Raw genomic sequence first — 15,330 nt, 5'->3', positions numbered from 1 at the left:
TCAGCTCCTGTTGTCGTGACGGGTGAGGTAGTCGGCGATGGTTTCGGCGCGGGCGGTGACCCGCTGGTGCAGCATCGGGGGAAGAGCGGGCCGCGCGGTGAGTTGGTCGAGCAGGCTTGCGCGTTCGGCGTCGAGCGCGGCGAGGTTGTCGCTGGTGAGGGCAACGTTGTTGCAGTCGAGGGGTTTGCAGTCGCCGAGGGCGGGCCGCGATGCCCCGCTGAGATCAGTGGTGCGGGCGCAGAGCGCCTTGTCCGGGTTGAAGACGCAGGTGGCGTAGCGGCCGGGATAGATGGCCGGATCATGTTTTTTCATGAGGCGGGCGAGCCTGCGGGGGTCGGTGATGACCGTGCCGGTGAATGCGGCGTGGTCGCCGAAGTCGTCGAGTCTGCGGGCGGCTTCGTCGGCGGCGGGTCCGGTGTAGTCGGTGTGCTGGTGGGCCTCGATGGTGGCGAGCAGATGTTCGCCGCGGGCGAGCGCGCGTTCGGCCTCGACTTCGGCCCGAAATCCGGAATCCGAGGTTCCGGCGTAGCCCTCGAACATTTGAATGCTCATGTGACGGTATTGGATCGCGCCAGCGATCGACCCGCCGGGCTGACGGGCGATGAACCAGGCCAGCGTCCGCCGGAACAGGCTGGTCTTCAGCGTCCAGGGGCGGCCGTCGACCAGCGGGATCGGATCCTTGCGCGACCGACTGGCGCAGTAGTCGTTGATCCAATCGCGGAACTCGTTGAGCTGGGTGTTGGTTGAGCTGGTGGTTTGCGCTTTGCCGTCGGACTTGTGCTTTGCCCCGGGGGAGTTCGGCAGTCGTGAGAACAGCCAGCAGTTTTCGATGGTGGCCAGCTGTTCTATGACCGCGACCGCTCGCGCGGCCGGCGGTGAGACGACCCAGTTGGCGGTGACGCCTTCGGCGTTCTCGCCCTTGAACGCCGTGCTGGTGATCCGCCAACGATAGGGAATGCCGTCGGCGTCGTGCTGGGCGTGAACGCATCCGCGGCGCAGATGTTTGACTTCGCTGTCGCGCATTCCGGAGAAGAAGGAAATCACTGTGTAGCAGGAGATTTGAAGCATCCGCGTCAACGCGGCCAGGCTGTTGGAGGCGTAGTGGTCGGTGGTGATGGCCTCGATCCATGGCTCGCCGTCGAGGCGGCCGGTGATGTCGATGTCGTAATCGGTGTCCTCGGCGATGCCGACGATCTCGGCGGCGCGGTCGACGTGGTGACGGTGGTTATAGATCCTTGTGCGGCTCATCCCGGTGAGGTCGGAGAGGAATTTGATGTTGACCGCTCCGCCCCAGCCCGGCAGCGGCCGGCCGCGGCGGATGTAGCTGTCGAGCAGGTCGAACAGCGCCGTCGGTTCGGTGTGGCGGTCGGGCTTGATCCTGTTCGGGTCGCGGGCCAGCGTCCATATCTGCTGTGCGGCAAGGATGTCGGGGGCGAAATCGTCGATGAACCGCAAGGCCCAGGTGATCAGCGGGCCCAGGATCTGCTCGGGGATGCGGTCGGTCTTGTTCTCGTTCGCTCTGGCGTGGTGAGGGATGGACCAGTCGTCGACCTCCTGCAGCGGATCGAAACTCAGGTGGTCGGGCAGGACTCGACGGTATCGCCAGAAGCAGCGAACGCCTGCGCAAGCGATGCTGCGGCGGCTCGGACTTCCGGTGGCGTGCAGGTATTCCCGATAGGTGGCCAGGTCGGCTGGTGTCAGCTCGGCCAGGGCCAGCGGTTGACCGCCGCGCTCGGCAGAGCGGTCGGCCAGCCAGCAGAACAACCGCTTGACCTCGATCATGGTCGACCGGATCGCGGTGATGCTGGGCCGCTTCTCGCCCGGGGGCAGCTCGCCCGACAGCATCGAGTAGAACAGGTGCTTGGCCAGCAGCCGATAGTCTTCGGGCAGGGCAGCGAAGTTGAGCTTCAATTGCTGGATATGGCTTTGCAGCTGGGCCGGGCCGAGGATCCAATTCTCGTCGCCGAAGCGCGAGGTGTCGGCGAGGTCGACGCCGGGGCGCAGCGGCCGAGCGTGCAGAACCAGCGTGGCGTCGAGGTCGTCGCCGCGCCGCGCTGCGGTAGTAGCGGCTGAGCCGATCATGGCTTCTCCCAGGGTGCTTCGACCAGATCGAGCAGTGCGTCGGCGGGTTGATCGGCGCGCGCCGCTTCGATCTGAGCGGGGGTGAACCGGGACAGGACGTCGTTGCGGATCGCGGCCCAGGCGTGGCCGTAGCGCAACCACCATTGGTCTTGGTCGAGCAGTTCGCGCCGCTGTGCCAACGCCTGCATCAGCGCCAGCAGTCTCGGCAGGTGCGCCGGGGTGATCAGGCAGTTCTGGCAATGGAAACAGTCCAGAAATGAGGCCCGACACGGTTTTTCGGTGACCGGATGCCGCTCGGGTTGCTTGCAGGTGCTCCAGGCGGTGTCCTGACCGTCGACGACGGTGGACTCCTCGGTGATGACGTCGAGAACACCACCGGCCGCGACCAGCGCGCGGCGGTGCGCGTCGAGCGCGGCCCGCTCGGCTTCGGCCAGCGCGTCGGCGACGACATCACCGGCCCAGTCCAGAACGACCGGATCATCGCGCAGGTAGTCCTGGAACAAGGTGTGGATGGTGTTGGTCCGCGCCGCCGAGGGCAGGTGCCCGCCCATCTGCTTGGTCCGCCGGATCTCCATCGTGGTCCGCAACCGCTGCATGGTGACCACCAGCGGCCGCGGTGGATCCCCGTCCGCGAGGAGTCCCCGCCGCGCCGCCCAGAGCTGCGGCTTCTCGACCATGGTTTGCAGGCCCGTGGCGAACGGGCTGTAGTGCTCACCGACCTCGCCGATAACCTTGGCGCGGTGGCCGTTTCGCCAAACCGACCACAACGTCTCCGACGAACTCAGTGCCCGGCTGTGCGCCATCAACTCGTGCAGCAGCAGATAAAGCCCTCCCGGCGTGTGCAATTCGCGCCCCGGCGGCCCGATCTCCCAGCTGACCGCGCTGGTCCAGCGATGAGGACCAGCGCGACGCTTGACCGACCGGAGTTCGACCGCCTGGCCCTCGAGCACCCGGTGCTCGGCGGGCAACTCCTTGACCGATTCGGCATTGAGGCCGGTGACCGCGACGACCAGCAGCATCAGCGGCGTCAGGTCCTGCTTGGTCACGAACAAATGCCTGGCCAGCTCGAGCCGGGCCGTGAACAGCCGTGCGAGCCCGATTTTCATCTCGGACGGGACCACTCCGGTCGCGGCGATCCCGGCCAGTTGTTCGGCCAGGACAGCGTCCGCGCCGGACAAACCATCGCGGTCGCTGTGCCAGCGCTCGACCAGCGCGCGCCCGCGCCGGATCCGGTCTCGGATCGCGGCCGCGTCGGCGCGCGCCGCGGACACGATGCGCCGCAACTCGCCATCGGAATAGCCGGGCTTGCCGCGATTCTGGGTGCTCGGCGTCGGCATGCGCATGTAATCGGTGACCGCCGAAGCAATCACCTCCCGAAGCGGCGAGACCTCGAAAATCGAAGCCAGTGAACGAATCTCGTTCCAGCCGTGCCGTCTGCGCTGGGCCAGGAAGTTGTAGAACGCCTCGACGTCCGCCGCTGTGAGACGATCGGGCGTCGCTGGCGGCCGCGGGCGGGTGTCGAGGAAACGCATGAACCGGACCACCACGCCCCAGGGGTGCAGGGCCGACGCCAGGGTCCGGACCGACCCGGCGGGGCCGATGCGTGTCGCCCATGCCTGCGCGAGAGGTTCGTGCCAGCCCGGCAGCGGCAGCGAACCGATGTCGAACGAGCGCGCGCGTCTGTCCTCTCCTCGGAACGCGATCACCAGACCCGCCGGGCCGAGGCGATCGACGGTCAGCGGGTCATCTGAGGGTGAATACGAGCCTTCCGGCAATGGCGCCGGCCGACCCGGATGCGTGCTGCCCCGGCGATCGGTGCTCACTCGACCACCGCCTCGGCCTCGGCGAGCTCGGCGCGGACATCGTCCCAATCGTCGGGGACCAGCTTCATCCGCGTGTGCATCTCGAGTTCGGCCAGGGCGTGCAGATAGATCATCGTCGTGGTCACCGAACGGTGTCCGAGTCGGCGACGGACCCAGTCCAGCGGATCACCGAAGATGCGGGTGTAGTGGCGGCGCTGCTCGGGATTGAGGCTGGCCAGCGCGTCGATATGACCGCGCTGGAGCTGTTCCAGGGTCACGACCGCGAAGGTGTGCCGCAGCGCATGCGGATGGCATGTGACCTCGACTCCTGCGTGGCGGCAGCGGGTGTTGGCGTCGCGGAAGATCTGTTTCCAGGCCGACACCGACATCGGCATGCCGGTTTCGCCGAGCCAGAACGCGGCCGGTTCGACGCCGCCCGCGCTCTCGACCAGCAGCTGTTTCCGCTGACCAGCGTCCATCTCGGCGACCTCGACGGTGTGCACCAGCCCATCGATGCGCATCACCGCGGTCGGGACCTGCGGATCCTCCACCACCCAGGGCCGCCGCCAGCTGTAGCGGCCCGCTGCGCGCGCCGCCTCGATCACCTCCGGCCGGTCGAAATCGGCGTAGGCGTTCAACTCCGGCAGCAACGACGGCGGAACGTAAATCCATCGCGCCGAACGGCCCTTGGCGATCGACATCGGCAACCAGAACCGGCGGAACCCGCCCAATCCGCGGTCGCGGGGAACCTCGAACACTGACAACGCCGACTGCTCCGACACCCGCAAACCGGTGCGCACCATCAGATCGCAGTAGGTGGCGTTGCGGGCCGCCCAGCGGCCCCGAAACCCTTCGCGGGGAAGGTCATCCGCGCCGAACCCGCGAATCCCGATATCACGCCAGCGTCGATAGGCCGCCGGTGGCAGCCAGACGATGCGCTCGGAATTGGCGTCGTGTGAGTAGGTCGCCGGGCGCAACTCGTCGCGGGCTCGGCGCATACTCCAATCGCCACCGACCGGCCGGTGACGGCTCATCCGCTGCGGAATCGGATGTGACACAACGTATCCGGCTCGCAATGCCCACCAATAGAACTGGTTGACCGTGGCCACCTCACGATCCCACGTCGCCCCCGACACCCGCGGGCCGCGTGGATCGCGGCGCCGCCAGACCAGATAGGCGCGGTGATCGTCCTCGGTCGCGTCCCGCCACGACCGCCCTTCCCGCGCCCGCCACAGAAACGTCAAGAACCCCGCCAGATCCCGCGCGCTGGCCTCCTGCGTCTTCACCGCGCTGGTCACCAGGTAGTTCGTGAAATACGCGTTCAACTCGACGTCGTACTCGAACGCCGGCGACAACAGGAACGGCGTCCCCGCCGCTACCCCCTCACGCGCTAGCCACCCGGGCTCCCACTGCGGTAACTCCTCGACGAACGGCAACGGATTGCTCGGGCGGTCGAGCTGATCGCTCGCGAACCTTACCCACCAACGTGATTCAGGCACCGCGAGATTCTGTGGTCACTGACCGACTATGTACAACCCAGAACGAGTTGGAAGCGGGCCGGGAAACGGGACACTCCGTCCCGGCGCGCAATGCGAACTTCGCCTTCTTCCAAGGGAGTTCGCAGTGCTTCGAGAACCTTGGTGCCGATCTCGGCACACTCGTCCAGGAACAGAACGCCCCGATGAGCACAACTCACCGCGCCGGGCCGCGCGGAACCCGAACCGCCACCGACCATCGCCGTGACCGACGACGAATGATGGGGCGCCACGAACGGCGGTGCGGTGATCAGCGGCGCATCATCGGAGAGTGTGCCCGCCACCGAGTGAATCGCGGTCACCTCCAGGGAATCCCGTTCGCACAGTGGCGGCAGCAATCCGGGAAGTCGTTGCGCCAACATGGTTTTCCCGATGCCGGGCGGGCCGGTGAGCAGCAGGTGATGCCCACCCGCCGCGGCCACCTCCAGTGCCCAGCGCGCCTCGTCCTGCCCTACCACCTCGCGCAGGTCCCCGATCGATGACTCGGGCGCCGGCCGGACTGGTTCAGGCGGCGTGAGCTCACCTCCTCCTCGCAGCCAATCCAGCAATTCGAGCAGGGTCGATGCCCCAAGGACGTAAAGGCCGTCGACCAGGCCCGCCTCCGGCAGCGCGGCGGTCGGAACGACGACGGTGCGCCGACCGGCGCTCCGCGCCGCCAGTACCGCCGGGAGAATGCCACGAACCCGGCGCACACGCCCGTCGAGAGCCAGTTCACCCAGCAGCACCGACTCCGAGAGCCTGTTCGATGGGACTGCCCCCGCCGCGTCCAGCACGGCAGCGGCCAGTGCCAGGTCATAAATGCTTCCGGCCTTGGGCAGGGCGGCCGGGGACAAGGCCAGGATGACGCGGCCGTCGGGCCACTTCTCGCCTGTATTGGTGACCGCGGCGCGGACCCGATCCCTGGATTCCTGCAGAGTGCCGTCAGGGTGGCCGACCAGCTGAACCGAGGGCAGTCCCTGGCCAATGTCGGCTTCAATCTCTACAAGCTGACCTTCTACCCCGCTCACCGCGACGGAATAGGCTCTGCCCAAAGGCATTTCAGAACACCGCCTTGAGGTGACGGATTTCGGGAGGGCGGCCGGGGCGCAGGAGGACAGCGACGACGTCGAAGCGGACGCGCTGCCACGGCCCCCGCTGCTCACGCAGCCAGTGCTGCGCGACGGCGCGGATGCGCTGCTGTTTGAGGTAGGTGACTGCCTCCTCGGGTGGGCCGCAGGCAAGGCCGCGGCGGGTTTTGACCTCAACGAAGGCGGTCACCTCGCCCTCACGAGCGATGACGTCGAGTTCGCCGAAGCGGCATCGCCAATTGCGGGCGACAATTTCCATCCCGGCCTCGGCCAGGTACCGCGCCGCCAGTTCCTCCCCCTGCGCTCCCAGCGCCAGATGCTGTGCCATTCAGCCAGCATGGCCGGGCCCATGACGGACCCGGCCATGCCGAACTGGGAAAACAGTGAGCCTGTGGATAACCTGCGGCCTGTGGACTAGTCGGGAAGCCGCAGGTCGGTCTTCTCCAGCTCCTCGATATTCACGTCTTTGAAGGTGATCACGCGAACGTGCTTCACGAAGCGCGCCGGCCGGTACATGTCCCACACCCATGCATCCGACATCCGTACCTCGAAGTACACCTCGCCATCGGCGTTCTGCGGCCGCAGTTCGACGGAATTGGCGAGGTAGAAGCGACGTTCGGTTTCCACCACGTACGAGAATTGCCCGACGATGTCCTTGTACTCGCGGTACAGGGATAGCTCCATCTCGGTTTCGTACTTCTCGAGGTCCTCGGCGCTCATCGGGTGGAACGTCCTCCTTGTCGCCCAACTGGGTGTAGAGACATCATCCCGCATACGCCGTGTCGGTAGCCAGTCGGCCGGTCTCCCGGACGTTTCGCCACGAACGGCGGTGCTCGGGGGTGATGCCGAGACGGGTCAGCGCCTCATTGTGCTCGGGGGTGTTGTAGCCCTTGTGGGCGGCGAACCCGTAGCCCGGATATTGCTCGTCCATCTCCACCATCATGCGGTCACGGGTCACCTTGGCCAGCACGCTGGCCGCGGCGATGCAGGCCGCCGAGGCGTCACCGCCGATCACCGGCAGCGACGGCACCGGGATACCCGGCACCCGGAAGCCATCGGTGAGCACGTAGCCGGGCACCGGATCCAGCCCGGCCACCGCACGCCGCATGCCCTCGATATTGGCCACGTGGATGCCGATGGCGTCGATCTCCCAGGCCGGGATGACCACCACCTCCCAGGCCAGCGCGAGCCGCTTGATGATCGGGAACAGCTGTTCGCGGGCGTTCTCGGTGAGCTTCTTCGAGTCGTCGAGACCGGCGAGGGAGGCGTAGGCCTTGGGTGGCAGCAGGCAGGAGGCCACCACCAGCGGGCCCGCAGCGCAGCCGCGCCCGGCCTCGTCGACACCCGCGACCGGCCCGAGGCCGCTGCGGATCAGCGCGGCTTCCAGGGTGCGTAGCCCGCCGGCCTGCCGCATGACCACGCGCGGCGGCCAGTCACCGCGGTCGATCCGCTGAATCTTCTTGCCGCCGCTCGCCTTCCGGCGCACGCCGGACTCGGCGGCCCTCGCCATCTTCCCCACCGGTCGATTATCCCGCGATTCTCGCTTCTACTGCGGGTCCTGCGCCCGAACCGGACCCATCCGGCTCGGCGGCCAGATCTTGAACACGGCCTTGCCGCGCACATCCTTCACCGGAACGGTGCCCTGCAGCTCGTCCTTCATGTGGTAGCGGGAGTCGGCGGACTCGGCGCGGTTGTCACCCATCACCCACAGGTTGCCGGCGGGCACCTTGATCTCGGGGAAGGCGCGACCGCCCGCGTTGAACTGGACGTCCGGGCGCTGGGGGTCGAAGGGGTTGTTGAACTTCACGTACGGCTCGTCGAGCGGCTTCCAGTCGGCGCCGGGGCTGTCCTCCTTGACCAGGATCCGGCCTTGCGCGTCACAGCATTTGACCGATTGCCCACCCGTGGCGATGACCCGCTTCACCAGATCGTTCTCGTCCGGCGGCACCAGGCCGAAGAAGGACAGGAAGTTCTGCACCCCGCGCACCACGGTGTTGGACGAGCGGATCGACTTGTAGTGGCTGTTCCACGAGCTGGTCGGGCCGACGAACACCACCACGTCGCCCGGCTCGGGATCGCCGAAGTAGTAGCTCAGCTTCTCGACATAGATGCGGTCACCGGTGCAGCCCGCACAGCCGTGCAGAGTGGGTTCCATGGACTGCGAGGGAATGACATAGGGCCGGCCGATGAAGGTCACCAGCAGCGCCACGATCAGCGCCGCGAAACCGATCAGGATGGGCAGCTCCTGCCAGAACGGTCGCTGCTTCTTCTTCGACTTCGGCTGGGGTGTCTCGGGCGCCTCGGGCGTCTTCGCCCCATTGCGGTTGCCCGACCCGGACTTCGTCACCGACTCGCTCTCGTCTGCCACCGGAACAGAGTAGCCCGGCACCGCGAAGAACCATGCGGTGCCGGGCTACTCGTTGTCGGCGAGCCGACTGTCGATCATGCGCCGAGCCGATCACGGGCTCAGCGGGAGCTGCGACTACTTCAGCGCTTTTCCTTGATCTTGGCGGCCTTGCCGCGCAGATCGCGCAGGTAGTACAGCTTGGCGCGACGCACGTCACCGCGGGTCACGACCTCGATCTTGTCCAGGTTGGGGCTGTGCACCGGGAAGGTGCGCTCCACGCCGACACCGAACGAAACCTTGCGCACGGTGAAGGTCTCGCGGATGCCACCGTTCTGGCGGCGGATGACGACGCCCTTGAAGACCTGGATGCGCTCCTTGTTGCCTTCGATAACCTTCACGTGCACGTTGACCGTGTCACCCGGGCGGAAGTCCGGGATGTCGCTGCGCAGCGAGCTTGCGTCGACGAAGTCGAGGGTGTTCATGTCCGTCCTTATTGGAGTTCGCGCGAACAGAGGAACCTGGCGGCTACCCGGGGAGGATGCTCTACCGGTTCGTGCTCCGGATATTTGGGCGGTGCCCGGGCACAGAGCACCCAAAGCAACCTGAGCATTGTGCCAGACGCCGGGATCGCGCGGTTAATCGACCCCTACGTGCGGGTATTCGCGCGGGTGAGGGCGGCGGCGATGTCCGAGACCAGCGGCGGGTAGTCGGTGGTACCGGTCATCACATGCAGAAAAACCAGTCGGTCCTGCTCGTCCGTCGCGGTTTTCAGACAGTGTTGCAGCTCGCCGACCGTGGTCGCGCGGAGGGTGAGGACGGACTCGGCATCGCCGCCGAAGGCGTGCGGGAGTTCGGGCCAGCGCCACGGGGCGATGTCGTTGTAAGGGGCGGCCGGACCGTGGATGGCGCGTTCGATGGCATAGCCGTTGTTGTCGACCAGGATGATCACGCCGTTCAGCTGCTCGCGGATCCAAGTGCCCAGCTCTTGGATCGAAAGCTGCGCCGCGCCATCGCCGATGACGAGGACCGCGCGACGGTCGGGGCAGGCGATGCCCGCGCCGAGGGCGGCCGGGAGGGCATAGCCGATCGAGCCCCACAGCGGCTGGCCGAGAAAGGTGATGCCGGTCGGCATGCGCAGCGTCGCCAGGCCGAAGAAGGCCGAGCCCTGGTCGGCCACGACAATGTTGTTGTTGCCCAGGGCTGCCGCCACCAGGGGCCAGAGGGCGGCCTGGGTGAGTGGTGCGTCCACGGCGGGCGGAGCGTCCGGTACGGCGGCCGCCGGGGCGGGAGTCGGTGCGGGAGCGGCGAATTCGGGGGCGAGCTCGGTGAGGATCTCCAGGGCCGCGGTGAGCGACAGCGGCGCGAAGGCGTCGACTCCCCCGATCACCGTGCGCTCGGGACCGATATCGAGGGTGCGGTGCGTGTCGATGCGGTGGCTGAATCCCGCGGTGATGCTGTCGGTGTACTGGACTCCGATGGTCACCAGGCGCTCGGCGTCCTCGACGGCGGCGCGTACCTGCGGCGGGGAGGCCGCGCCGGTGTAGACGCCCAGGAAGTTCGGGGCGGATTCGTCGACCACGGTCTTGCCCCAGGCCAGGGTGGCGTGCGGGAGTCCCGGGGTCGGGCCGACCAGGGTGCGCAACCGGTCGGTCGCTCCGACCCGGTCGACGAAGATGTCGGCGAGGACGGTCACCCGCCGGCCGCCGAGGAATTCACCTGCCGCCTCTGCGAAGGCTGCCCGCGCGCCCGCACTCGAGAAGTCGGCGGGCGGCGCCAGCGGCGTCGCGGGCGGGGACACCTCCACCCGCGCGGTATCGGTGGCCAGCATGAGATACCCCGGACGGCGGTGCACGCGAACCGAATTCAGCACCCGGTCGATCTCCTGGCAGGCGTCGGCCGCGCCGAGATCGGCCTGCGCACAGGTGACTTCGGCGGCGATCCGGCGGAAGTGGTGGAAGTCGCCGTCGCCGAGGGTGTGGTGGATGACGCGGTGACCGGCCTGGATGTCCTTGGCGGGCACGCCGACGATGTGCACCACGGGCACATGCTCGGCGTAGCTGCCCGCGATGGCGTTGACCGCGCTCAGCTCGCCCACACCGTAGGTGGTGACGACCGCACCGATGCCACGCAGGCGGGCGTAGCCGTCGGCGGCGTAGCCGGCGTTCAGCTCGTTGGCGCTGCCGATCCAGCGGATGTCGGGGTGGGCGATGACATGGTCGAGGAACTGCAGATTGAAATCGCCGGGAACGCCGAAGATTTCCGTGACGCCGAGTTCCCGGAGCCGATCGAGCAGATAGTCGCCGACGACGTAGCCCATGGCTCAACACTGGCACGCCGACCGACAGTCAGCAACTCATTGGCTATCGACTGATTCCGGGGGAAGCTCCGCGGACCCGGGCTCGAAGGGCCGATCCACATGCTTGCGCCCGTGCATGAGGTGCGGGTGGGCCGAGGGCGGCGCGGGCGGGGCCGGGACCACGGTCCGAGCCAGCTCCTCCTCGGCTGCGCGGAGCACGTGCGCGGCATCGGGCTTGCCCGCCAGCAGGTCCTGCACGAAGATCTTGGCCCGGATCATCGGGCGGCGATAGCGGCGCTCGCGCCGCACCGCACGCCGCATGAGGCCCGAGCCGGAGGCGTAGCGCCAGCGCGCCCAGGGTGCGCCCGGGCGGCTCAGCCGCAGCGCGCCGATGAACAGCAGCGGCGGGAAGAACATTCCGAACAGACCTGTCCAAATCTTGCCCTTGGCAATGACAATGGCCGCCAGCAGCAGATTCCCGAACGCGAACCCGATCGTGAACAGCCGCTCGGGCACATTCTGATCGGTCCGGAGATCACGGATATTGCCGATGTCCAGCAACCACAGCGGATGGAAACCGAGCAGCAGCAGCCCGGTCACGGCAAGGGCCACGAACACCGCATCGACCGAGGTACGGCCCTGCTCCTCCCAGTACACGTCGCGCAGGTAGTAGATGAGCGCGAACTCGTCGAGCACCAGCGCCGCGCCGAGCCCGAAGACCGCGGCCAGCGCGCTGATCACGCCGACGCCGCTCCGATAGAGCGTCACGAATCCGACGCCGGAGCCGAGCACCAGGATCACCCCGAACACCATGTGGTGGATGTGCACGTCCCCGGCCCGCACATTGCCCGGCCACCAGCGCACCTGTTTACGGATGAGCCGCACGCTGATTCGGATCAGCAGGAATCCCACGATGAATCCCAGAAGCAGGCATGCCAATGGCAATCTGCCGTGTGCCACCACGACATCTTCCCACCACCGGTGCACGTGCATGCCCGTGTCGCCTCCGAAACCCTCGTGCGAACGCCAACCCCCGCCACGCTACCCGCGCCGCCGACCCGGACGGAAAGATCACATGCGGTTGTGACGTGATATAGCAACCGTCCAGCCAACATCGAAATGGCGGCCACCGGTGACTAGGCTCACCATCATGCGACTGAGCACACGAAACCAACTCGATGGAACAGTCACCCAGGTCACCCGCGGCGAGGCCATGGCGGTGGTACGCGTCCGCCTCGCGGGCGGTGACGAGATCACCTCCTCCATCACCCGCGACGCTGCCGACGACCTGGGTCTCGCCGACGGCAAGCCCGTCAAGGTCCTCATCAAATCGACCGAGGTCTCCCTCGGCGTCGAGTAACCCACCACGAAACCGCCGAGGCGCCCCCGAACCGGAACCGCCTCGGCGTCTTCATTTTCGGAGCTTCCATGCCGGACGACATCACCTTCGATCGCGTCGCCCCCGTGATCCCGGTCCTCGACCTCGACGCCGCCCTGGCCCGCTATCGCCGCCTCGGGTTCAGCGTCCACGCCTACGAGGGCGACGCCCGCTACGGCTTCGCCGACCGCGGCCGCGTATCCCTGCACCTCACCGAGTGGGACGAACACGACTCGTTACGAACCGCCGCAGCCGTCTACCTCTACGTCTCCGACGCCGACGCGCTGCACGCGGAGTGGGCCGCCGCAGACCTGCCCGGGCGCCTCACCAGCCCGGTCGACACCGATTACGGCCTGAGGGAATTCGGCTACGTCGACCCCGACGGCACCCTGCACCGGGTCGGCTCCCCACTGAGCTAGCCGTGTCGGTCCGGGTTCGGAAACGGCCGTCCGGCCGGACCCGGATGTGGGTGCGGCCGGACGGGTGGTTCGGAACCAGCTGGTCAGCGGCCGAAGCCGGCGCGGCGGAGGGCATCGGCCATCGAACCGCTGGGGGCGGGCTGGTTGCGGTTGCCGCCGCCCTGACGCTGTCCGCCCTGGCGCTGGCCACCTTGGCCGCCCTGGCGGTTGTCACGGTTGCCGCCGCGCTGACCGCCGCCCTGGTTGTTGCGGGGGCCGCGGTCGGCGCGGTCGGGCTTGGCGTTTCCGGGCTCGTCGTCGAGGCGCAGGGACAGGCCGATGCGCTGACGCTGGACGTCGACCTCGAGGACCTTGACCTTCACGACGTCACCGGACTTCACGACCTCGCGGGGGTCCTTGACGAAGTTGTGGGACATGGCCGAGACGTGGACCAGGCCGTCCTGGTGGACGCCGATGTCGACGAAGGCGCCGAACGCGGCCACATTGGTGACTACGCCCTCGAGCACCATGCCGGGCTTCAGGTCGGCGACCTTCTCGATGCCGGCGGCGAATTCGGCGGTCTTGAATTCGGGGCGAGGGTCGCGGCCGGGCTTCTCGAGTTCGGCGATGATGTCGGTGACGGTCGGGACACCGAACCGCTCATCGGTGAAGTCGGCCGGCCGCAGGGCGCGCAGGGCGGACGTGTTGCCGATGATCTCCTTCACGCCCTTACCGCTGGCATCGAGGATGCGCCGGACCACGGGGTATGCCTCCGGGTGCACACCGGAGGTGTCCAGCGGGTCGTCGCCCTCGCGGATGCGGAGGAAGCCCGCGCACTGTTCGAACGCCTTGGGGCCCAGGCGCGGGACATCCTTGAGTGCGCCGCGACTGCGGAACGGGCCGTTGGCATCGCGGTGCGCCACAATGCTTTCCGCGATCGAGTTGGAGATGCCCGAGACCCGGGACAGGAGCGGGACGGAGGCGATGTTCACGTCGACGCCGACGGCGTTCACCGCGTCCTCGACGACCGCGCCCAGCGAGCGGGCCAGCAGGGTTTCGGAGACGTCGTGCTGGTACTGGCCGACGCCGATGGACTTCGGGTCGATCTTCACCAATTCGGCCAGCGGATCCTGGAGCCGGCGGGCGATGGAGACGGCGCCGCGCAGCGACACGTCCATATCGGGCAGTTCCTGCGAGGCGTATGCGGAAGCCGAGTACACCGACGCGCCCGCCTCGGAGACCACGATCTTGGTCGGTCTGTTCTCGGGGATGCGCGAGATCAGTTCGGCGGCAAGGGCGTCGGTCTCGCGGGAGGCGGTGCCGTTGCCGATAGCGATGAGCTCGACATTGAAGCGGGCGACCAGTGCGCCCAGCACGGCCAGGGACTTCTCGGTCTGCCCCTGCGGCTTGTGCGGGTAGATGACCTCGGTGGCGACCACCTTGCCGGTGGCGTCCACGACGGCGACCTTCACACCCGTCCGGTAGCCCGGGTCCAGGCCCATGGTCGAGCGGGTGCCGGCGGGCGCCGCGAGCAGCAGGTCGCGCAGATTGGCCGCGAACACGTCGACGGCATCGCGTTCGGCGGACTGCCGCAACCGCATTCGGGTATCGATGCCCATGCTGACCTGCAGCTTGGTCCGCCACGCCCAGCGTACGGTGTCCAGCAGCCAGGAGTCGGCGGCGCGGCCCTGATCGGCGATACCGAACTTGACGGCGATGCGGCCCTCGTAGATCGAGCGCTGCCCGTCCTCGAGCTCCTCGGTGTCGGGTTCGAGGTGCAGGTTGAGCACTTCTTCCTTCTCGCCGCGCAGCAGCGCCAGGATGCGGTGCGAGGGCAGCTTGCTGAAGGGCTCGGAGAATTCGAAGTAGTCGGCGAACTTCGCGCCCGCCTCCTCCTTGCCGGCGCGCACGGACGAGGTGACCTGTCCGCGCTCCCACATGAGCTCGCGCAGTTCACCGACCAGGTCGGCGTCCTCGGCGAAACGCTCCACCAGGATGGCCCGCGCGCCGTCGAGCTGTTCGGCGTTGTACTGCGCGGGATCGGTGGTCGGGTCGGTCAGTAGCGCGTCGGCCACGGGCTCGTGCCCGGCCTCGCGCGCGATCTGGGCCTTGGTGCGCCGCTTGGGCTTGTAGGGCAGGTAGATGTCCTCGAGGCGGGCCTTGGTGTCGGCGAGCATGATCTGCGCGTGCAGCGCCTCATCCAATTTGCCCTGGCCACGAATGGATTCGATGATCGAGCCCCGGCGCTCGTCGAGTTCACGCAGGTAGCTCAGGCGCTCGTCGAGGGTGCGTAGCTGGGCGTCGTCGAGCCCGCCGGTGACTTCCTTGCGATAGCGGGCGATGAACGGAACGGTCGACCCGGCGTCCAGTAGTTCGACGGCGGAGCGCACCTGCTCCTCGCGCACCCCCAGCTCGTCGGCGATAC

General features: G+C 67.7%; 12 protein-coding genes and 1 pseudogene. 2 read left to right on the top strand and 11 right to left on the bottom strand.

Annotation, left to right across the window (positions count from 1 at the left end; all coding sequences use genetic code 11):
- The 10 genes and pseudogenes from ACQP1O_RS10080 to ACQP1O_RS10035 all read right to left on the bottom strand — a co-directional run bounded on the left by ACQP1O_RS10080 (nucleotide 1) and on the right by ACQP1O_RS10035 (nucleotide 12,122).
- Nucleotides 1-2,352 carry a hypothetical protein gene (locus ACQP1O_RS10080; RefSeq protein WP_433565558.1) on the bottom strand — a complete coding sequence of 784 codons (2,352 nt, stop codon included), beginning with the start codon at nucleotides 2,350-2,352 and terminating at the stop codon, nucleotides 1-3.
- A 1,549-nt stretch (nucleotides 2,353-3,901) separates the two neighbouring features.
- Nucleotides 3,902-5,383 carry a tyrosine-type recombinase/integrase gene (locus tag ACQP1O_RS10075; RefSeq protein WP_433565557.1) on the bottom strand — a complete coding sequence of 494 codons (1,482 nt, stop codon included), beginning with the start codon at nucleotides 5,381-5,383 and terminating at the stop codon, nucleotides 3,902-3,904.
- A gap of 38 nt (nucleotides 5,384-5,421) precedes the next feature.
- A pseudogene (locus ACQP1O_RS10070) lies at nucleotides 5,422-6,456 on the bottom strand (YifB family Mg chelatase-like AAA ATPase); the annotation flags it as partial.
- A 1-nt stretch (nucleotide 6,457) separates the two neighbouring features.
- The gene (locus ACQP1O_RS10065; RefSeq protein WP_433565556.1) at nucleotides 6,458-6,814 is read right to left on the bottom strand and encodes a YraN family protein; all 357 of its coding nucleotides are present in this window, start codon (nucleotides 6,812-6,814) and stop codon (nucleotides 6,458-6,460) included.
- An 86-nt stretch (nucleotides 6,815-6,900) separates the two neighbouring features.
- Nucleotides 6,901-7,206 carry a DUF2469 domain-containing protein gene (locus tag ACQP1O_RS10060; protein WP_040859817.1) on the bottom strand — a complete coding sequence of 102 codons (306 nt, stop codon included), beginning with the start codon at nucleotides 7,204-7,206 and terminating at the stop codon, nucleotides 6,901-6,903.
- 43 nt (nucleotides 7,207-7,249) lie between these two features.
- Nucleotides 7,250-8,005: a ribonuclease HII gene (locus ACQP1O_RS10055; protein ID WP_433565555.1), complete on the bottom strand. Its 756-nt coding sequence runs from the start codon at nucleotides 8,003-8,005 to the stop codon at nucleotides 7,250-7,252.
- Nucleotides 8,006-8,032: 27 nt separating this feature from the next.
- Entirely contained in the window at nucleotides 8,033-8,854 is an 822-nt protein-coding gene (lepB, locus tag ACQP1O_RS10050) for a signal peptidase I (RefSeq protein WP_433565554.1), read from the bottom strand.
- A 119-nt stretch (nucleotides 8,855-8,973) separates the two neighbouring features.
- Nucleotides 8,974-9,315 carry a 50S ribosomal protein L19 gene (gene rplS, locus ACQP1O_RS10045; protein WP_033086110.1) on the bottom strand — a complete coding sequence of 114 codons (342 nt, stop codon included), beginning with the start codon at nucleotides 9,313-9,315 and terminating at the stop codon, nucleotides 8,974-8,976.
- Nucleotides 9,316-9,479: 164 nt separating this feature from the next.
- Complete coding sequence (locus ACQP1O_RS10040) at nucleotides 9,480-11,150, bottom strand: alpha-keto acid decarboxylase family protein (protein WP_433565553.1); 1,671 nt, start codon at nucleotides 11,148-11,150, stop codon at nucleotides 9,480-9,482.
- Nucleotides 11,151-11,186: 36 nt separating this feature from the next.
- On the bottom strand, nucleotides 11,187-12,122 hold the full coding sequence (locus tag ACQP1O_RS10035) for a hypothetical protein (protein WP_433565552.1): 936 nt from the start codon (nucleotides 12,120-12,122) through the stop codon (nucleotides 11,187-11,189).
- A 157-nt stretch (nucleotides 12,123-12,279) separates the two neighbouring features.
- Between ACQP1O_RS10035 and ACQP1O_RS10030 the strand changes: the two genes are divergently transcribed.
- Nucleotides 12,280-12,489: a TOBE domain-containing protein gene (locus ACQP1O_RS10030; RefSeq protein ID WP_433565551.1), complete on the top strand. Its 210-nt coding sequence runs from the start codon at nucleotides 12,280-12,282 to the stop codon at nucleotides 12,487-12,489.
- Between the two features lie 68 nt (nucleotides 12,490-12,557).
- Entirely contained in the window at nucleotides 12,558-12,926 is a 369-nt protein-coding gene (locus ACQP1O_RS10025; protein WP_433565550.1) for a bleomycin resistance protein, read from the top strand.
- 83 nt (nucleotides 12,927-13,009) lie between these two features.
- Here ACQP1O_RS10025 and ACQP1O_RS10020 read toward each other — a convergent pair whose 3' ends face one another.
- Nucleotides 13,010-15,328 carry a Tex family protein gene (locus tag ACQP1O_RS10020; protein ID WP_433567635.1) on the bottom strand — a complete coding sequence of 773 codons (2,319 nt, stop codon included), beginning with the start codon at nucleotides 15,326-15,328 and terminating at the stop codon, nucleotides 13,010-13,012.
- Nucleotides 15,329-15,330 lie beyond the last annotated feature (2 nt).

Origin of the sequence: Nocardia sp. CA-151230 (assembly GCF_050942175.1) — a bacterium.
In the GTDB taxonomy this organism is placed as follows: Bacteria; Actinomycetota; Actinomycetes; order Mycobacteriales; family Mycobacteriaceae; genus Nocardia.
This window is presented reverse-complemented; position numbering and strand designations above follow the sequence as displayed.